At 51.1% G+C, this 18,241-nt stretch carries 18 protein-coding genes; 10 read left to right on the top strand and 8 right to left on the bottom strand.

Features of this window, described 5'->3' with window-relative positions:
- Positions 1-10 precede the first annotated feature (10 nt).
- The 3 genes from D4L85_RS17745 to tcmP form a co-directional block, all read right to left on the bottom strand.
- Positions 11-574, bottom strand: coding sequence for a hypothetical protein (locus D4L85_RS17745; RefSeq protein WP_119755557.1), 564 nt, complete (start codon positions 572-574; stop codon positions 11-13).
- Between the two features lie 168 nt (positions 575-742).
- Positions 743-1,336 (bottom strand): DUF3109 family protein, encoded by a 594-nt coding sequence (locus D4L85_RS17740; protein ID WP_119755556.1) that lies wholly within the window; start codon positions 1,334-1,336, stop codon positions 743-745.
- 83 nt (positions 1,337-1,419) lie between these two features.
- On the bottom strand, positions 1,420-2,268 hold the full coding sequence (gene tcmP / locus D4L85_RS17735) for a three-Cys-motif partner protein TcmP (protein ID WP_119755555.1): 849 nt from the start codon (positions 2,266-2,268) through the stop codon (positions 1,420-1,422).
- Positions 2,269-2,414: 146 nt separating this feature from the next.
- Here tcmP and D4L85_RS17730 point away from each other — a divergent pair, with 146 nt between their 5' ends.
- From D4L85_RS17730 to D4L85_RS17710, 5 genes are all read left to right on the top strand, one after another.
- Complete coding sequence (locus D4L85_RS17730; RefSeq protein ID WP_119755554.1) at positions 2,415-4,673, top strand: ATP-dependent helicase; 2,259 nt, start codon at positions 2,415-2,417, stop codon at positions 4,671-4,673.
- Positions 4,674-4,777: 104 nt separating this feature from the next.
- Entirely contained in the window at positions 4,778-5,929 is a 1,152-nt protein-coding gene (locus tag D4L85_RS17725) for an IPT/TIG domain-containing protein (protein ID WP_119755553.1), read from the top strand.
- A gap of 249 nt (positions 5,930-6,178) precedes the next feature.
- The gene (locus D4L85_RS17720) at positions 6,179-6,898 is read left to right on the top strand and encodes a DUF4290 domain-containing protein (protein WP_119755552.1); all 720 of its coding nucleotides are present in this window, start codon (positions 6,179-6,181) and stop codon (positions 6,896-6,898) included.
- An 86-nt stretch (positions 6,899-6,984) separates the two neighbouring features.
- Positions 6,985-8,292 carry a UDP-N-acetylglucosamine 1-carboxyvinyltransferase gene (murA, locus tag D4L85_RS17715; RefSeq protein ID WP_119755551.1) on the top strand — a complete coding sequence of 436 codons (1,308 nt, stop codon included), beginning with the start codon at positions 6,985-6,987 and terminating at the stop codon, positions 8,290-8,292.
- Positions 8,293-8,467: 175 nt separating this feature from the next.
- Positions 8,468-9,679 (top strand): outer membrane beta-barrel protein, encoded by a 1,212-nt coding sequence (locus D4L85_RS17710; protein WP_119755550.1) that lies wholly within the window; start codon positions 8,468-8,470, stop codon positions 9,677-9,679.
- A 122-nt stretch (positions 9,680-9,801) separates the two neighbouring features.
- On the opposite strand, the gene D4L85_RS17705 is transcribed toward D4L85_RS17710, so the two are convergent.
- The 4 genes from D4L85_RS17705 to D4L85_RS17695 all read right to left on the bottom strand — a co-directional run bounded on the left by D4L85_RS17705 (position 9,802) and on the right by D4L85_RS17695 (position 11,478).
- The gene (locus D4L85_RS17705) at positions 9,802-10,569 is read right to left on the bottom strand and encodes an exodeoxyribonuclease III (RefSeq protein ID WP_119755549.1); all 768 of its coding nucleotides are present in this window, start codon (positions 10,567-10,569) and stop codon (positions 9,802-9,804) included.
- Positions 10,570-10,654: 85 nt separating this feature from the next.
- Entirely contained in the window at positions 10,655-10,807 is a 153-nt protein-coding gene (locus D4L85_RS34640) for a hypothetical protein (protein WP_174236162.1), read from the bottom strand.
- Between the two features lie 92 nt (positions 10,808-10,899).
- Positions 10,900-11,238 (bottom strand): helix-turn-helix domain-containing protein, encoded by a 339-nt coding sequence (locus tag D4L85_RS17700; RefSeq protein ID WP_119755548.1) that lies wholly within the window; start codon positions 11,236-11,238, stop codon positions 10,900-10,902.
- A gap of 3 nt (positions 11,239-11,241) precedes the next feature.
- Complete coding sequence (locus tag D4L85_RS17695; protein ID WP_236849086.1) at positions 11,242-11,478, bottom strand: type II toxin-antitoxin system RelE/ParE family toxin; 237 nt, start codon at positions 11,476-11,478, stop codon at positions 11,242-11,244.
- 252 nt (positions 11,479-11,730) lie between these two features.
- Between D4L85_RS17695 and hisS the strand changes: the two genes are divergently transcribed.
- The 5 genes from hisS (at position 11,731) to D4L85_RS17670 (ending at position 17,950) form a co-directional block, all read left to right on the top strand.
- Entirely contained in the window at positions 11,731-13,104 is a 1,374-nt protein-coding gene (gene hisS, locus D4L85_RS17690) for a histidine--tRNA ligase (protein WP_119755547.1), read from the top strand.
- 18 nt (positions 13,105-13,122) lie between these two features.
- Positions 13,123-14,619: a histidine ammonia-lyase gene (gene hutH / locus D4L85_RS17685; RefSeq protein WP_119755546.1), complete on the top strand. Its 1,497-nt coding sequence runs from the start codon at positions 13,123-13,125 to the stop codon at positions 14,617-14,619.
- A complete protein-coding gene (locus tag D4L85_RS17680) occupies positions 14,609-16,495 on the top strand; it encodes a T9SS type B sorting domain-containing protein (protein ID WP_119755545.1) in 1,887 nt (628 codons plus the stop codon). The genes hutH and D4L85_RS17680 overlap by 11 nt, the downstream gene beginning before the upstream one ends.
- A gap of 115 nt (positions 16,496-16,610) precedes the next feature.
- Positions 16,611-16,946: a YbaB/EbfC family nucleoid-associated protein gene (locus D4L85_RS17675; RefSeq protein WP_119755544.1), complete on the top strand. Its 336-nt coding sequence runs from the start codon at positions 16,611-16,613 to the stop codon at positions 16,944-16,946.
- A complete protein-coding gene (locus D4L85_RS17670; protein WP_119755543.1) occupies positions 16,943-17,950 on the top strand; it encodes a glycosyltransferase family 2 protein in 1,008 nt (335 codons plus the stop codon). The genes D4L85_RS17675 and D4L85_RS17670 overlap by 4 nt, the downstream gene beginning before the upstream one ends.
- Here D4L85_RS17670 and D4L85_RS17665 read toward each other — a convergent pair.
- Positions 17,944-18,171: a PspC domain-containing protein gene (locus tag D4L85_RS17665; protein WP_119755542.1), complete on the bottom strand. Its 228-nt coding sequence runs from the start codon at positions 18,169-18,171 to the stop codon at positions 17,944-17,946. The two genes, D4L85_RS17670 and D4L85_RS17665, sit on opposite strands and share 7 nt — an antisense overlap.
- Positions 18,172-18,241: the final 70 nt, after the last annotated feature.

The raw sequence follows: 18,241 nt of genomic DNA, 5'->3' as shown, positions 1-18,241 counted from the left end.
CCCAGTTTAATCAAAATACAGAACGATGGTAGTAAACTGCCACCGAATCATTCAAAAATGAACCCATGCCAGATTTCTCTAATCTCAACTTATCCTTGGCAGTTGCCTTCGATTTATAAAAATGAAAATAGTAACCACCGAGATCGTGCCGCAGGTATAGAAAATTTGTTGATTCGAACGGGAGGGACTTGTCATCAAGCCTTAAATACGTTCTTATTCCTATGCAGTTCAACTCTTCTAGCAAAAATTTAAGTCGCTCAATCTGACTTTTCTTAATTCTATTCTTTCTTATCGCTTCAAGGTCAGATACCTCTTCTAGCTCTAAATCATAAAATGTTTCAAGATCGAGCGCATCCTTCTTAATCCAAACGGTATACTTGCCGTTTTCATAAGACAAATATTCCAAATTTTGCATTTCATTTAATAAGTTAATAGCCGCTTTAAAGTTTTCTTGATCTACGGACAATCTCCCTGACATTTCGATCAAAACTTCCTTTCGCTCTTTAGAGCATGACAAAAATGTAAACATCGTTAGGACAAGCCATTGCAGCTTGTTTTTCCAGGGACAATGCATATTCTAAAGCGATATTATATTGCTATTTATAGGGCTGTATCTGGTGGGGGGACAACATCCATATTTTGACCAACGATTCTATAAAGATTTCGCTCTATGATGAGCTCTCCCTCAACTTTATGCTAAATCAACAACGTATCAAGGCAGTCACATTTTATTAACGCAAGTTCAGGTTTTTGGCTTCTTCGGCGCAGGCTTAGGATGCTGCTCGATGGTGTCTTCCAATTCCTTGTACCACGCTTCCCCGTATTTACGGACCAGGGGGCCCTTCAGAAACTTGTAGACCGGCACCTGCAATTCTTTTCCCAATGCACAGGCTGGCGAGCAGATATGCCACTTATGATAGTTGAGGGCCTCGAAGTTTTTCTTCTGGGTTACACGGATGGGATAGAGATGGCAGGAAATCGGTTTTTTCCAATCAACCACGCCGTCATTGTAAGCTTCTTCGATGCCGCACTTTAGAATTCCTTTTTTGTCGTAGATCGCATACACGCATTCGCGGCCGGCGATCACGGGCGTGCAAAGCTCGCCTTCGTCGTCTACCACGTGGGTGCCGTGTTTCTCGATTTCCTTGATGCCTTCCGGCGATAGGTATTTTTTGATTTTGGGATAAATCTCGTCGAGAATGGGGATCTCCTCTTTCGACAGGGGGGCACCGAAATCACCCTCCACGCAGCAGGCACCTTTGCACTTCTCTAGGTTGCAGACAAACTCCTTGTCGCGGATGTCGTCAGAAACCAAAATTTCTCCAATTTTCATCATAGTTCGTAAAGGTACGGACAATGCCGCGTATGTTCATCATTTTTTCAAGACAACCCCCTGGGCCTTAAGGGCAACATCCATCCTCAACCAAATAAGTCGAATTGCAAATGCTCGCTCACATTCACATCGCGCTGAATGGCCTGGGCGGAGAATTGCCGGGAGAAAAATCCCATATAGAAGACGGGCAGGTTGATGAGATGCGACTCCAGTTTGTGCACCGACAACGCCGTGTTCATGCCCATCACCAGCATGTTGTTTTGATAGAGGCGCACCAAATGTTTGTAGAATTGGATGTTGCTGGTCACTTTCGATAAACTGTCGAACCCCGTGCCCCCGATATACTTTCGCAAGGTGTCGGGATGGTCTTCGGTGTAGTGCTGGTAGGTGAGCCGGTCGTTGAGGACGAAGGTGAACGGCACCACAAAGCTAAAGCCCAGCGCAGACCACTTCTCCATGAGCCCCAAGGGCATGTCCAGCGAAAACGGGTCGACCAGGCAGAGGACTGCAACTTTATGGCCCCGTTTTGATGTTGGTAGGGAAGTTCTGAAGCGGTCGGTCAGTTCCGGCAACGCATCGGAAAAGACAGAGACGTTTTTTTCAGGCCCGTATTTCTTCACGCGCACCTGCAGGGCGTAGGCCTGTTCCGGGTCGCGCTCACAAAATATCCACCGATGAATGGGAAGATCGCCGGCCAGCGTGGCGAGTGCAACGCTGGGAAAGATCGCTTTTTGATGACCTGTGGAATAGAGCCCGCTACCGGAAAATGCGTCAACAAAAATAATTTCATCGGCCTTGGCCGCGGCGTTCATGATGAAGGCCTGTAGGTAACGCTGAACAAGTTGAACCTTTACTTTAAACCAGGGTTCGGCGGCGGTGATGCTCAATCCATCGGCTTGAAAATTCAGCGGAGCGACGGGCGTTTTTACGTTCAAAAAGTTTTATGTTTAGCGTTTTTCGTTATCAAAAATAAAAAGACAAAGCGGTCTGTGAAAGGCCGGCGGGAAGTATCTGAAAAACCGTGATAAAAAAACACGGCATGCCGGGCATTCCCGAATCTCTACTCTAACTTGCAGCCCATATGACGACGGATTATCTCGATAGTTTAAATGAGCCCCAACGCGAAGGGGTTGTCAATACCGAAGGACCTTGTATGCTCATCGCCGGCGCCGGCTCGGGCAAAACCCGCGTGCTCACCTTCCGCATCGCCCAACTGATGAACAAAGGGGTGGACGCGTTCAACATCATGTCCCTCACTTTCACCAACAAGGCCGCGCGCGAAATGCGCGAGCGCATCGAAAAAGTGGTGGGCCACGATGCCCGCAACCTGTGGATGGGCACCTTCCACTCCGTGTTTGCCCGCATCCTCCGCGCCGAAGCCCATCACCTGGGATACCCGAACAATTTCACGATCTACGATACCGACGATTCCAAAACGCTCATCAAGAACATCGTGAAGGAAATGGGATTGGACGACACCGCCTACAAGGCCAGCACCGTCTACAACCGCATCTCCGCCGCCAAGAACAGCCTCATCAGTTGGGAAGACTATCTGCAAAACGCCGAACTCATGGGCGACGACGCCGCCAACCTGCGTCCCGAGATCGGCAAGATCTATAAAGCCTATGCCCTGCGCACCTTCCGCGCCGGCTCCATGGATTTCGACGACCTGTTGTTCAACACCGACAAGCTTTTCAAAGAACACCTGGAAGTGCTCAACAAATACCAGCAACGGATTCATTACGTCCTGGTGGATGAGTTCCAGGACACCAACTTGTGTCAATACTACATCATCCGTAAGCTCGCCGCCGTGCGGCAGAACATCTGCGTGGTGGGCGACGATGCGCAAAGTATCTATGCTTTCCGCGGTGCGGACATCACCAACATCCTGAACTTCGAGCGCGACTACCCGGATTTGAAGGTGATCAAACTGGAGCAGAACTACCGCTCCACGCAAAACATCGTGGAGGCGGCAAACTCGGTCATCAAAAAGAACCGGGCGCAGCTCCCCAAAAATGTGTGGACGGCCAACGAGCAAGGCCCCCTCATCGAGCTGATCAAGGCCGTATCCGACAAAGAAGAGGGCAAGCTGATAGCCGGCTCCATCTTCCAGGAGCGCATGCAGCACCAGCTCAAGTTCAGCGACTTTGCCATTCTCTACCGCACCAATAGCCAGTCGCGGGCCATTGAAGAGGCCCTGCGCAGCATGAACATCAAGTATAAAATGGTGGGCGGTCTCTCCTTCTATCAACGCAAGGAGGTCAAGGACCTGCTGGCCTATATGCGTTATGTCCTTAACCAACAGGACGAAGCCTCCTTTCGCCGTATCATCAATTTGCCCAAACGGGGCATTGGCGATTCCACGGTAGATAAGATCGTGGTGGCGGCGAACGATCATAGCATGACCATCTGGGATGTTTTGCAAAATGCCGGACACTTTGTGGGTGGCCGATCTGCGGCACCCATCGAGGATTTTGTGGCTATGATCAAACGGTTTACGCTGGAGGTCGAGCGCAAGGATGCCTTTGACGCCGCTTTCGAAATTGCCAAAGGCTCCGGGCTGCTACGCGAACTCTATGAAGACAAGACCGTGGAAGGCCTGAGCCGCCATGAAAACGTCCAGGAATTGTTGAACGCCATCAAGGGGTTTGTCGAGGACCCGGAGCGCCAGGAAAAAAGCCTCGGCTCCTTCCTCCAGGAAATATCGTTGGCCACAGGCCAGGACGAAGACAAGGACAAGGATCCCGACAAAGTCACGCTCATGACCATTCACATGGCCAAGGGGCTGGAGTTCCGGAATGTCTATATCGTGGGACTGGAAGAAGACCTCTTCCCTTCTCAAATGATGCTGAGCAGCCGCGCCGAACTGGAGGAAGAACGCCGTCTTTTTTACGTCGCCATCACCCGTGCCGAGAAGCGCTTGTTCCTGTCGTATGCACTCACCCGCTATCGTTTCGGACGGCTAAAGAACTGCGAACCGAGTCGTTTTCTTGACGACGTGGATCAATCCTACATCAAGGTAAGCAGCAAGTTCGGTGGTCTGGAGTCAGCACCACCCACCAGTCAGTATGCCAAAACCCTGGTGAATGGCATAAAGAAAACCATTGCCTCCACCCCGGTGAGCAAACCACCCTCGGGCTACAAACCACCAGCTGATTTTGCTCCCAGCGACACATCCGCTCTGAAAGAAGGCATGAAAGTCGAGCATCCCAAGTTTGGGTTTGGCACCGTGCTGCAGATGGACATGAGTGGTGCCGACCGAAAGGCTCGCATCAACTTCGGGTCCGCCGGAGAGAAGACGCTCTTGCTCAGCTTCGCGAAACTTCGAATTGTAGAATAAAATCTTACATAAAACTTTTTCGCATCATTTTTTACAGCAAGGCTCAAGAGGTGTAATGTACTTTTATGGTCTGCCCCCGTGGCATACAAACCCTCTTGACCTAAATGAAAAAAGCTGCCTTCTTCCTTCTCGGTTGTTTCCTGATCTCTTGTTCCGACGAAGAAAAGTCACCTTCCATCCTGACGATCACCCCGAGCGTCGCCGACTTTGGGCAGCAGGTAACGATCGCCGGTTCGAATTTCAGCACCACCTTATTGGACAACGAAGTGAGCTTTAACGGCACCCCCGCCACGGTGACGTCGGCCACCGCCACCGAATTGACAGTGACCGTACCCGTCAACAGCACCTCGGGAAAGATTTCCATTAAAAGCCAGGGACGCCAGGTGATCAGCGCCACGGACTTTACCGTGACCTGCGGACAGTGGTTTTCTCGTGCAGCACTCCCTCAAACCGGAGAAAGCGATAATGCCATCACCTTCACCGCTCTGGGCTATGCATTTGTCATGCTGGGGCAGGCTAGCGTTGGTGGGGCACTCCAGGATGCCGTTTTATACCGATTTGATCCGACCAACAATAGCTGGACACCCAAAACCATCTACGATAAAGAGTTCTTCGCCAGCTCCTTTGCCAGCTGGGGATCGTACGAAAAAGGATTTGTGCTGGAGCCCTACGGCGGCGACCTGCACGTCTACGACGCGAACTCCGATTCGTGGTCGATAAAATCAAATCCCTATACGGCTAACAGCGGCGACAAATACCCCATAATCGCCTTCAATATTGGCAACGATGGCTATGTCATGCTTTCCGATAACAACGTCTGGAAATACAATATCGCCGGCGACAGTTGGACGAACCAGGGAGTATTCACCGGTGAACTGGATTTCTCCTACGAAATTTATGGCCTGGCCACCAGCACCAAGGGCTATCTCGGCAACGGCTCTGCCCTTTGGGAATTCGATCCTGTCACGAAGCAATGGACGCAAAAGGCGAGTGTCTCCGCCCAAACTTTTTTGATGTTTGCCACGCATGATGGCGTTTACGCTGCCGACTGCAGCACCGAAGGCAAAGGTCTTTGGGAGTTCAACGTCAGCAAAAACATATGGACTCGGAAAGCAAGTCTGCCCGGCGGTCAACGATATTCGCCCTTGTTTTTCGGTCTGGGTGACAAAGGTTACGTGGGGGGCGGAAACCAGACCTCCAACGACCAACCGTTGAAGGATTTCTTCGTGTATATGCCTGCTGGTGGCATTGATTGACCCCGTCTTGATTTAAGCTGAGGTCGGGGAAAAATCGCCCCAATCTTTCCTGCCTCTAGAGCCAAATTTCAATTTTATTCCGGTTTAAACGATTTCGCGGCTGCCAGATTTTCGATTTTCGAACCGAAACAGTATACTTGCTGTTCCAAACCGTAGGTAATACGCGAATTACAAGTTCATTTTTAATAAGCCAACGCGTTTTTTCGTCACATTAACGACACGCTTTTACATTTTACGCCAACACAAATCATGATCGGAGAATACAATTCATCGCGCCCGCATATTATTCTGAAAGAATATGGCCGCAACGTCCAAAAGCTGGTAGAATACATCAGAAGCCTTCCCAGCATCGAAAAGCGCACAGAGCTCTCCTATACCCTCATCGAGCTCATCAAACAACTTACCCCCAGCATCAAAGAACAACCCGACAACCCGCAGCGGTTGTGGGATGATCTATACATCATCGCCGACTTTGACCTGAGCGTCAACAACCCCTATCCGGTTCCTGAGCGGGAGATCCTGTTCAAGAAACCCATGCGAATGGAGTATCCCAAAAATGACGTCCGCTTCCGCCACTATGGCAAGAACATCGAGAAGCTGGTGAAGGAGGCCTTGAAGAAAGACGATCCGCAAGAGCGCGAGGAGTCCATCATCTACCTGGGCAAGCTCATGAAGACGTTCTATGGCAACTGGAACAAAGAAACCCTGGACGACTCGGTGATCCTCCGCGACATCCAGGCCATGTCGGGTGGTGCGTTGAACATGACCATCGAGAAAGTACGCGACGAAAACCTGTTCGAGAAGCTTTACAAAGAGCGCAAGAAAGTGCGCCCTCAACAAGGCCAGGGACAGGGCAACAGCAGTCATCAACAGCCCCGTCATTCCGGTAGCGGCGGTGGCCATCGCCCGTTCAACAAGAACAACAACAAAGGCGGCAACAACAATTTCCGCAGAAGAAGAGATCAATAATAGCAGTCAGGCGCAGACCATTCGGTGTGCGCCTATTTTTTTTACTGCCGGTACGATACCCAGTACTAATTTTTTAAGTCATCCCCATGAGCATTTTCAAGATCAAAGGAGGAAAAAAGCTGAAAGGCGAAATCATTCCACAAGGCGCAAAAAATGAAGCGCTTCAAATCCTCAGTGCCACCCTGCTTTCGGCCGAGCCCATCACCATCCACAACGTGCCCAACATCGTGGACGTGAACAAGCTCATCGAACTCATCGGCGACCTGGGTAGTAAAGTAGAGAAACTGGGACCGGAGTCGTATCGTTTCACGGCGTCAAACGTGAATATTAATTTCCTGGAGACAGACACCTATCGCAAGAAAGCTGCCGCACTTCGCGGATCGGTCATGCTGCTGGGTCCCATCCTGGCCCGCTTTGGTAAAGCCACCATGCCCAAACCCGGCGGCGACAAGATCGGAAGGCGACGTCTGGATACACACTTCCTCGGCTTCCAGAAGCTGGGCGCCAAATTCAACTTCGATTCGGAAGAACACCTTTTTCATATCGATGCTTCGGAATTGAAAGGATGCTATATGCTGTTGGACGAAGCCTCCGTGACCGGCACTGCCAACATCGTGATGGCTGCCGTGCTCGCCAAAGGAACAACCACCATCTATTACGCCGCCTGCGAACCCTACCTGCAGCAGCTCTGTCTCATGCTCAACCGCATGGGCGCCAAGATCAGCGGCATCGGCTCCAACCTGCTCACCATCGAAGGCGTAGCGAAGCTGGGAGGAACCGAACACACGCTGTTGCCCGACATGATCGAGATCGGCAGCTTTATCGGCCTGGCGGCCATGACACAGTCGGAGATCACCATCAAGAATTGCCGCATCGATATGCTGGGAATCATTCCCGAGATCTTCAAACGCCTCGGCATCAAAATGGAATTCCGCGGCGATGATATCTACATTCCCTCGCAAGAGCGCTATGAACTGGAAACGTTCATCGACGGCTCCATCCTCACCGTATCGGACGCTCCCTGGCCGGGTTTCACACCCGACTTGATCAGCATTGTGCTGGTCGTTGCCACGCAGGCAAAAGGCAGTGTGCTCATCCATCAAAAAATGTTTGAAAGCCGCCTGTTCTTTGTCGATAAACTGATCGACATGGGCGCGCAAATCATTCTATGCGACCCGCACCGCGCCAACGTGATTGGCCTGGATCGCAAACAGCAGTTAAAAGGCATCAAGATGTCATCGCCCGACATCCGGGCAGGGGTGGCGTTGTTGATTGCCGCATTGTCGGCCAGCGGAACCAGTGAAATTTCCAACATCGATCAGATCGATCGCGGCTATCAAAATATCGACCAGCGCTTGAAAGCGTTGGGGGCCGATATTGAGAGAATCGCCTAACCTGATTTCCCTATATAGCCCTCGTTGCTTTTTCATGAAACCTTCAAACACGACGAAGCCTTTTCGCCCTCTCCTGCCTGCTTGTCGTGAAAGGTTACGGCCATTGCACAAACACTCCCAATCGTTCTATTGATAATCTTAAATTTTAATAAACTCGTTTTAATCCCATCCATTTGTGAGAACCTCAGCCATAGTCATTTTAAGTTTCATTGCCATCACTGCTTTCGGCCAGAAAAATTTCAGACCCGGATACATCCTAAAAGAAGCCGATACCGTGCGGGGCGCGGTGCAATACCGCGAGGGAAGTGCCGCGTTTGGAAAATGTACTTTTCAAGCGACCGGCCAGACAGAAGCCATAACGTATGCCCCCACGGAGATCAAGGGTTTTGGATATGAGACCCGTCATTTCAAATCGGTGGTGATCCGTCATGAATATCAATTTGTTGAGATCATTGTTCAGGGCCGGGCAAATCTGTTGCGCCGGGGGCAGGACTATTTTGTTCAAAAAGATACCGCGCTCGTTGCGCTGACCTCCACAACGACCGATGTATTTATCAGTGGCCGTCAATACAAAAATGAGGACAAAAATTTTGCCAATAGGCTAAACGGTCTTTTCTCAGATTGCCCCACCTTCAAAGGAGGGTTGGAGAAAATCAATTTGTTTACGCTCTCGCCACCACAGGTTGAAAGCAAATTCTCTGATGTCGTTTCAGCCTATAACACCTGCTTGGATGGTCCGTCCAAGAAACATCAAATTGCCAAGGATAAGAAAGCATTCTCATGGGGAGCCGTGACCGGTGTCGTGATGGCAAATGCCGACGGCTATCTAACCACGCTCAATCTTGGCACGCTTGATTTCAAAAGCAATCCCTCGGTGACGGCAGGTCTTTTTCTGGATTTGGTCAATCCTCGTTTCAGTGAGAAATTTCACTTCCGGCTGGAGGCGAACTACCTAAAGGCTAAACTCACCGCCACCAAACTTTACCCCGCAACAAATCCAACATACCCAGACGATAATTCAATCGTCACCCTGGAGTATAGCGCTATCAATGTTCCGATTACGTTTGGATACAATTTTAGCACAGGAAATTTTTCGCCTTATCTACGCGGAGGATTCAGTCCCATTTTTCTCGTGAGCAAGAAATTCGGACGAACAATAGACTATGGTGATCCTTCTAAAAAAGATTATGAATCACCCGAATTTGTTCCCCTGGTGAGCACAACCTTAACGTTTTGTCTCAGCGCTGGGGCCGATTATAAGATTGGAAAACACACGACCTTTGCTGAAGTACGCTACGAACCAAAAGTTCAAATGCTATTTGGATCCGACCCAAGCAACACTTCCAAAGTAGGGTACCTGAAATTTCTGGTTGGGATTCGTTTCTAAAGAAACCTGTTGGATCTGCTCTTTAGAGGACGATTTTAGTCGTCCTCTAAAGAGCATTTTTCCAAGGGGAATGCCCATGACAAAATAGTCTCTGCATAGACTACAGGAATAGGTCTGCGCTTCTAAAATTCGATCTTCAAAGCCACCGGGCAATGATCCGAGCCCAGGTATTGATTGTATATCAGCGCGTCCTTGACGTTACCCATAAGTGACTCGCTCACCAGGAAATAATCGATTCGCCAGCCCGCGTTTTTCGCCCGCGCGTTGGTCACAAAATTCCAGTAGGTGTACTTCACCTCTTCCGGGTAAAACCGGCGGAACGTGTCCACAAAGCCCGCCTCCAAGAGACGCGTGAAGCCATCGATCTCGCGCTGCGTATAGCCCGCCGACTTGTTGTAATTTTCCTTTGGACGGGCAATGTCGATCGGCTGATGCGCCACATTAAAATCGCCACAAGCAATAACGGGTTTCCGGCGGCTGAGCCATTGCAGATATTCCATGAACTCACGGTCCCATCGCTCGCGGTAGTCGAGCCGTGCAAGTCCCTCGCCGGCGTTGGGGGTATATACGGTGACCACGAAATAGGTTGGATATTCAGCAGTGATCACCCTCCCCTCCTGGTCGTGTTCCTCCATCCCCATATCGTAGGTGACGGACATGGGCTCGGTCCTGGAGAGAATGGCCGTGCCCGAATAGCCTTTGCGGGCTTTGGATGAGTTGATGTAGGTGTGATAGCCTTGCAACTGCTCGAGTGCCCCTCGCGCATCCTCCACGCCCGCCTTGGTCTCCTGGAAACAGAGAATATCGGGATTCATCTCGGCAATGTCCTTCAAGAAATCCTTCTTGATGATGGACCGTATTCCGTTCACATTCCAGTTGACGAGGTGCATGGGCAGGGGTTGATGGTAAAGGTGCGTAAAATAAAAAAAGTCCCGCTTTGGCAGGACTTTTTCAATATTTTAAAAGGAGGAAAGATTAAGCTTTCTTCGCTTTGAATTCTTCTTTGATCTTTTCTACATCCACGTTCTTGATCACGGGCTTGAAGTTTTGATTCTTCAGCGACTGACGTCTCACTGCGGATACTGCCTTATCTTTGCGGCCTTTTCTCTTAAGTCTGGTTACTGCCATGATTGAAATTCTTTAAAAGGAGCGCAAAAATAACCGCTAATTCCGGTTTTGCAAAGGCCCTTCGCCTTTTTATTGAAGAAAATCCCCAACGATCATCCTAATCCGGCTTCAGGACTGGAAATACGCTTGTTTTCCAATTCGATCCGGAAGTTTATTTTCGCCTTCAGCGCATCAAATATCCGCAATACGGTGCCTACGGTCACATTCGTGGCGTTTTTTTCCAATTTCGAGATCTGTGCTTTCTGAACGCCCACCAATTTACCCAATTGCTCCTGGGTTAAATGCCGCTGCTGACGGGTGGTCTTGATCATCTCCCCCAGCAATTCGAGGGTAAGTTCAAATTCGTATTCATCGCGCCGGGCGGTGCCCCGCTTGCCAATCATTTCGTCCTTGACCTGGTCGAGGGTGTAGGTTTTCAATTTCGATTTCATGTGTTATTGTTCAATATAAAGCTGCCTTAGACTATTTGCCTTTTTTATCTTCTCACGGGCCACCTTATCGGTCTTTTTCACAAATCCGTGCGTGGCAACCACCAACGTGGGCTTTTGTTTCACATCCCAAAACGCCAGCAACCGGTATTGCAACCCCTGGTATAGTGTTCTGAACTCCCAGATCTCCGGCGTCAGTTTCTTAAGCAGGCTAACATCGTTCAGAAATCTGGCCTTATCCATGTTGTACAGGATCTTCCGCTGCGCTTTTTCATTATAGACCCTATAAATGAACGTGCCTCTTCCAGGAACACAATGTCAAATTTTGCCTCCATCTGGTCATAGCTAACGAACACCCAAATCTACAAAAAGTTTCCATATATGGAAACTTTTACCAAAATTTTCCACCCGAATTCTGAAAGTCCCCGATTCCCTCAAAACGTCGTGCAGGCCTCTTCAAATCCCCGATTTCCTTTTTAGCTTTGCGGCCATATTATGGAAAAACCCACCTTACCCAAAGGCACGCGCGATTTTGGCCCTGCCGTGATGGCCAAGCGGCAATTTATTTTTGAGACCATTAGAAGCGTATTCCAGAAATTTGGCTTCCAACCCCTGGAAACCCCCGCCATGGAAAACCTTTCCACCCTCACGGGGAAGTACGGCGAAGAAGGGGATCAACTGCTTTTCAAGATCCTTAACTCGGGCGATTTTTTAAAGGATGCCGATGCCCAGTTGTTAAGTACTAAAAGCTCAAAACAGATCACGTCCAGCATCTCCGAAAAAGGCTTGCGCTACGACCTTACGGTTCCCTTTGCACGCTTTGTGGTGATGAACCGGAACGAAATAACATTTCCTTTTAAGCGCTACCAGATCCAGCCGGTCTGGCGTGCTGATCGTCCCCAAAAAGGACGGTACCGCGAATTTTACCAATGCGATGCCGACGTGGTCGGAACGGATTCATTGCTCTGCGAAGCGGAGATCATCCTCATGATCACCGAAGTATTCAAAGGCCTTGGCATTGCCGACTATACCATCAAAATCAATCACCGCGGCATTCTCTCCGGCATCGCCGAAAGCATCGGCGCAAAGCAAAACGAGACCTCCTTGTTTGTCGCCATCGACAAGCTGGACAAGATCGGCGAGGAAAAAATAAAAGAGGAACTGCGCCCCAAGGGTTTCTCCGAAGAAAGCCTCACCGCCTTATTCGACATCCTGCATGTAAAAGGCACAACCACCAATAAGATCGCCTTCCTGCAATCGCGCTTCGACGCCAGCGAAAGCGGCCAAAAAGGTTTGCGCGACCTCCAGGAGGTTTTCAATTTGTTAAAGAACTACAACGCTTCCGACAATCATGTGGAGTTTGATGTCTCGCTCGCCCGCGGCCTGAGCTACTACACCGGATGCATCTTCGAAGTAAAGATCAACAACGTCGCCATCGGCAGCGTGAGCGGTGGTGGGCGTTACGACAACCTGACCCAAGCGTTTGGCGACAAAGAAAATCTGTCCGGGGTTGGATTTTCATTTGGCGTTGATCGCATCTACGACGCGATGGACGAGTTGAATCTTTTTCCTAAAGGAGCCACAGCAACGTCGAAGGTACTGGTCTGTCATTTTGATGATGACAGTCTCTACTATGGTTTGGGTGTGTTGTCCGCGCTCCGGGCCGCAGGCATTGCTTCCGAGATCTATCCCGACCACGCAAAGCTGAAAAAGCAACTGGATTTTGCGAACAAAAAAGCCATTCCGTTCGCGATCGTTATTGGCCCCGAAGAAGCCCAAAGCGGTCAACTGGCCCTCAAGCATATGGATCGCGGCGAGCAGGAAAAACTCCCGATCGAACGGATTATTGAAAAAATAAAACAACCTTAGCAGGCGCCGACAACGACTATGGTGCATTACATCTCCAGCGCGAAGCTAACCCTGCAAGATCTCGCCCGCCTGCACGAAGGCAAGCTCACCGTGCAGCTCTCCGAAGAGGCACGTCAACGCATTGCCCGTTGCCGCGACTACCTCGATAAAAAACTGCAAGGCACCACCCAATCCATCTACGGCATCAACACCGGTTTTGGGTCTTTGTACAACAAGAATATCTCCGCCGATCAACTGGAACATCTGCAGGAAAACCTGGTGAAGTCACACGCTTGTGGCACGGGCCCCGAAGTGCCCGAAGAAATTGTGAAGCTCATGTTGTTTCTAAAGATCCAGTCGCTGGCCTATGGCTATTCGGGGGTGCAGACCGATACCGTGGACCGTCTGGCAACGATGTTCAATCACGATGTGCTTCCGGTCATTTACGAGATGGGCTCCCTGGGAGCCTCCGGCGACCTCGCACCGCTGGCGCATCTTACACTGCCCCTGATTGGGCTAGGCGAAGTGCATTTCGAAGGAAAGCGCATAACCGGCAATGCGTTGCAAAAAGCGATGCAATGGCCCCCGCTCCGTCTCCAGGCAAAAGAAGGATTGGCGTTGCTCAACGGCACGCAGTTCATGAGCGCCTACGGGGTTTGGTGCACGCTTCATGCCCATCGCCTGTTGCAACTGGCGAACATCATCGGGGCGCTTTCGCTGGATGCGTTTGATGGCCGCATCGAACCTTTTCTTCCCCAGGTGCATGCCATCCGTCCTCATGCGGGGCAAATGAAAGTGGCCGCACAAGTGAACGATATTTTATCAAACAGCGAGTTGATCCTGCAAGTCAAGAAACATGTACAGGACCCCTACTCCTTCCGTTGTATCCCGCAAGTGCATGGCGCGAGCGCGGACACGATCGATTATGTGACGAACGTCTTTTTGATCGAGGTCAACAGTGTGACCGACAACCCCAATGTGTTCCCGGAGGAAGACACCATCATTTCGGCGGGAAATTTCCACGGACAGCCCCTGGCACTGGCCCTCGACTTTCTATCGATTGCCCTGGCAGAGTTGGGCAGCATCTCGGAGCGGCGAACGTACCAACTTATTGCAGGATTGCGTGACTTGCCCAATTACCTTGTGGCCACTCCCGGTATCCATTCCGGACTGATGATCCCGCAATACACGGCCGCCTCCCTGGTAAGCCAGAACAAACAGCTCTGCACGCCAGCCTCCGTCGACTCCATTGTTTCGTCGAACGGACAGGAGGACCATGTGAGCATGGGGGCTAATGCGGCCACCAAGGCGCTCAGGGTGGTGAACAATCTGTATTCCATCCTGGCCATCGAATTGCTCACAGCGGCTCAGGCCCTCACCTTCCGCAGGCCTTTGAAAACTTCTCCGTATCTTGAACATTTTGTGGATACTTTCCGAAAGACGGTGCCGTTTATAGAGGAAGACCGCGTATTGCATGACGACATCAAAAAAGCAGAAGAATTTCTGAAACACTGGAGCCCCTCGCATGAATCGTAGATCGTTCATACTGCTTTTCTTTTTCCTTATGGGCGTCCTGGTCGCGCGTGCACAATATACCAGCGATGATGGCGACTTTAAAGTGGATCAAATCAAGGGATGCGCGCCGCTCACGGTGAACGTGGTGAGTACGGTTCCGCCTTGCAATGGCACGACGCCATGCGACATGGACTACGAGGGGAATAACAACTTTCAATCCCTGGCCTTCAGCCACGTATACACACAACCCGGCACGTATACATTAAAAATTCTGTTCCAAACCCTGGGTTTTGATCAGATCACCATCACCGTGGTGCCGAACACACAACCTGCATTTGACCTGTATACATGCGGTGGCAATGAAGTGCAGGTAAAGATCTCGGACACAAACTACAATCAATACGTCATCAGCTATAGCGACGGCACGGTGATGCCCCCGGTCCCGTCGGGCAGCCTGGCGAAAGACACGCATCCGTTCGGATCCTCCGGCAATAAAAGTGTGAGCGTGAAGGGTGTAAACCTGGGCGCTGCCGACAACTGCAATGCGGCCACACAATCCGTCGATGTGGTGCCGACACTGGCAACACCCACCATCACACAACTGACCGTTCTAAGCGCCGACCAGATCCAATTGGATTTCAACGACGTTCCCAACACGCTCTATAAACTTGACATCGCCACCAACGCCGGCAACTTCCAGCAACTGCAGACTGTCTACAACGCGACCACGACCACGGTGAAGAACCTCCTCGCGGACGACAACTATTATCGTTTTCGAATGGGTGTTTTCGATCCGTGCGCCAACACGACAGCCTACCCAACCGATGTGATCGCCAGCGCGAATTTTGACGTGTCGCCACAAAACAACGTGAACAAGGTCACATGGTCCACGTCGGCAACCGGCATTAGCGGTTACTCACTCTCCAAAAGCACCGCGGGCCCCATCGCGGTCGCCGCCGGCGCCACTTCCTATGACGATACGGCCATCACCTGTGGAACGGAATATTGCTACCAGCTCACCTCAAACTACGCGAACGGCAGTAAAAGCATCTCCCTTCAAAAATGCGCCACGGCCATTTCCACCAATATCCCATCCGTTGTGGAGGATGTTTCCGCCGTCGTGACCGACAATTCCGTCGCCCTCCAGTGGACGCAGGACCCGGCCTTCAACGCCAAAACCTACACCATCACAAAAGCGACGAACGGCAATTACATCCCCCTGGGAACGTCGACGACGCCATCCTTCACGGATGACGCCTACGCCACAGATGCCACGATCTGTTACCGGATCGGCTACCAGGATGTTTGTGGCAACAGCAGTCCCGCAAGCGTGGATGTTTGTCCCATCCAACTTTCCGGCACTGTGCAGTCCGACAACAGCATTAACCTTTCGTGGACGTCCTACAGCGGCTGGAAAAATGGCGTGGCAAACTATCGCGTAGAAAAATTCGACGACCAGGGACAACTGCTCCAGGCGTTCGACACCGGCACAGCCACCACCCTGTTGGACGACGCTGAGGATTTTACACACCAGGTATACGTCTACCGCGTCACGGCCACCGCGGTGGATGCGGGCATCCCCGTGTCGGTCTCCAACGTGATCACGCTCATCAAGGAGCCGAACCTGTTCTATCCCTCGGCCTTCACGCCTAACGGCGACGGATTGAACGATGAGTTCAAAGTCGTGGGACAATATACGGCCCGGTTCGAATTCAAGATCTTCAACCGCTGGGGCGAACAGCTTTTCTCTACCGACAACGCAATGCAGGGTTGGGATGGTACCTACAAAGGCAATATCCAGCCCGAAGGCACATACGTATTCAAGGCAAAGATCACCGACCTCATCAACCGCACCTCCGAGCAGTCGGGCACCATCGTGTTATTCAGAAAGCGGTAAAATCACAGCACTCCGGGATCCTGCAGAATGTATTGGATTTTGCCCACGCCATTTACGTACAATCATTTACCTTTACCGGGAAGAAAGCAAGTCACAAAACCGAAACGAGCAACCTATGTTTGATATGATGAAAATGATGGGCAAGGTCAAAGAATTCCAAGCCCGTATGAAAGAAGTGCAGGACAACCTGGAGAAGCTTCAGGCGCAAGGCGAGTCGGGTGCCGGCATGGTGAAGGCTACGGTTACCGGAAAAAAAACATTGATCGCTGTCGATATCGATCCGGCCCTGCTCAAGAGTGAAGACAAAGTCATCCTGCAAGACCTCGTGGTGGCCGCCGTCAACAAAGCCATGGATGCCGCAGATGCCATGGCCAAAGAAGAGGTGCGCAAGAACACGGATGGACTGCTGCCCAACATTCCCGGTATGGACCTCGGTAGTTTGATGGGATGAGCCAAACGGCCGTAGTCATCCTCAACTACAACGGCGCCGCGCTGTTACCGACGTTTTTACCCTCGGTGCTGCAGCATTCCGGAGGCGCGGAGATCATCGTGGCCGACAACGCCTCCACCGACAACTCTCTGGCCATACTTCAGAAGGATTTCCCGTCGGTGAAGCGCATTGTGCTGGACAAGAACTACGGCTACTGTGGCGGCTATAACCGGGCCCTGCTGCAGGTGCAGGCCGACTACTACGTGTTGTTGAATTCCGATATTGAAGTCACCCCCCTTTGGTTGTCCCCCCTGACGCAGCTCCTGGATTCGGATGAGACTATTGCCGCCGTGCAGCCCAAGATCCTCTCCTATCGCCAGCGCGACACCTTCGAATATGCCGGGGCCGGTGGCGGACTTATCGATGCCCTGGGCTATCCCTTTTGCCGCGGCCGCCTGTTTGATGTCGTGGAGCAGGACATGGGGCAATACAACGACACCACTGATGTGTTCTGGGCCTCGGGTGCATGCCTGGCGATCCGGGCCGATGCGTTCCACGACAGGGGTGGTTTCGATGAGGACTTCTTTGCCCACATGGAAGAGATCGATCTGTGCTGGAAGCTGAATCGCGCCGGGCTCAGGGTTTGCTACTGCGGACAGAGCACCATCTATCACCTGGGTGCGGGCACCCTGGGGTATAACAATCCCCGTAAAACGTATCTCAATTTTCGCAACGGGCTCTCGCTGATCTTTAAGCATTTCGATCGCGGAGAATTGCTATACAAACTTCCCTTTCGCTTGTGGTTGGATTGGCTGGCAGCCGTCGTCTTTTTGCTCAAGGGACAGCCGGCAAATTTTCATGCCGTAGGAAAGGCGCATTTACATTTTATACGGCACTACGCCAGGGATAAACGGAAACGACGCGCGATCCACGACCAATATCCCCGTTACTCCCGAAAGGCAATTTACCCGGGTAGCATTGTGTTCGACTTCTATGTGCGCGGAAAGAGAAGGGTTGGTCAATAGTCCCACACCGGGGTGCGCTTACGAAGGTGCTTGCGCATGTTCATGATGAAGGCCAGCGACAGGTAGATGATGACCGGTGACCCGAACGTGATGAAGCTCGCATAGATGAAAAAGAGGCGTATGGAGGATGTTGCAACACCTAACTTCTCACCCAGGTGAGCACACACTCCAAAGGCATAGGTCTCAAAGAAAAGTTGGATTTTATCTGCTACACGGTCCATAGATGCCCTTTATATACTTTCGACTTCCCAAAAAGTTGATTTGTCGACCAAAAGTTCGGCTCACAAATAT

This window comes from Chryseolinea soli, from assembly GCF_003589925.1.
Lineage (GTDB): Bacteria > Bacteroidota > Bacteroidia > Cytophagales > Cyclobacteriaceae > Chryseolinea > Chryseolinea soli.
The sequence above is the reverse complement of the archived record's forward strand: the minus strand, read 5'-3'. Positions and strand labels throughout refer to the sequence as shown.

What these genes read in the sequence shown, in the direction of transcription:
- D4L85_RS17745 (WP_119755557.1), bottom strand. Translation starts at nt 574, where the DNA reads ATGCATTGTCCCTGGAAAAACAAGCTGCAATGGCTTGTCCTAACGATG.
- D4L85_RS17740 (WP_119755556.1), bottom strand. Translation starts at nt 1,336, where the DNA reads ATGATGAAAATTGGAGAAATTTTGGTTTCTGACGACATCCGCGACAAG.
- D4L85_RS17730 (WP_119755554.1), top strand. Translation starts at nt 2,415, where the DNA reads ATGACGACGGATTATCTCGATAGTTTAAATGAGCCCCAACGCGAAGGG.
- D4L85_RS17725 (WP_119755553.1), top strand. Translation starts at nt 4,778, where the DNA reads ATGAAAAAAGCTGCCTTCTTCCTTCTCGGTTGTTTCCTGATCTCTTGT.
- D4L85_RS17720 (WP_119755552.1), top strand. Translation starts at nt 6,179, where the DNA reads ATGATCGGAGAATACAATTCATCGCGCCCGCATATTATTCTGAAAGAA.
- murA (WP_119755551.1), top strand. Translation starts at nt 6,985, where the DNA reads ATGAGCATTTTCAAGATCAAAGGAGGAAAAAAGCTGAAAGGCGAAATC.
- D4L85_RS17705 (WP_119755549.1), bottom strand. Translation starts at nt 10,569, where the DNA reads ATGCACCTCGTCAACTGGAATGTGAACGGAATACGGTCCATCATCAAG.
- D4L85_RS34640 (WP_174236162.1), bottom strand. Translation starts at nt 10,807, where the DNA reads ATGGCAGTAACCAGACTTAAGAGAAAAGGCCGCAAAGATAAGGCAGTA.
- D4L85_RS17700 (WP_119755548.1), bottom strand. Translation starts at nt 11,238, where the DNA reads ATGAAATCGAAATTGAAAACCTACACCCTCGACCAGGTCAAGGACGAA.
- D4L85_RS17695 (WP_236849086.1), bottom strand. Translation starts at nt 11,478, where the DNA reads ATGGATAAGGCCAGATTTCTGAACGATGTTAGCCTGCTTAAGAAACTG.
- hisS (WP_119755547.1), top strand. Translation starts at nt 11,731, where the DNA reads ATGGAAAAACCCACCTTACCCAAAGGCACGCGCGATTTTGGCCCTGCC.
- hutH (WP_119755546.1), top strand. Translation starts at nt 13,123, where the DNA reads ATGGTGCATTACATCTCCAGCGCGAAGCTAACCCTGCAAGATCTCGCC.
- D4L85_RS17680 (WP_119755545.1), top strand. Translation starts at nt 14,609, where the DNA reads ATGAATCGTAGATCGTTCATACTGCTTTTCTTTTTCCTTATGGGCGTC.
- D4L85_RS17675 (WP_119755544.1), top strand. Translation starts at nt 16,611, where the DNA reads ATGTTTGATATGATGAAAATGATGGGCAAGGTCAAAGAATTCCAAGCC.
- D4L85_RS17670 (WP_119755543.1), top strand. Translation starts at nt 16,943, where the DNA reads ATGAGCCAAACGGCCGTAGTCATCCTCAACTACAACGGCGCCGCGCTG.
- D4L85_RS17665 (WP_119755542.1), bottom strand. Translation starts at nt 18,171, where the DNA reads ATGGACCGTGTAGCAGATAAAATCCAACTTTTCTTTGAGACCTATGCC.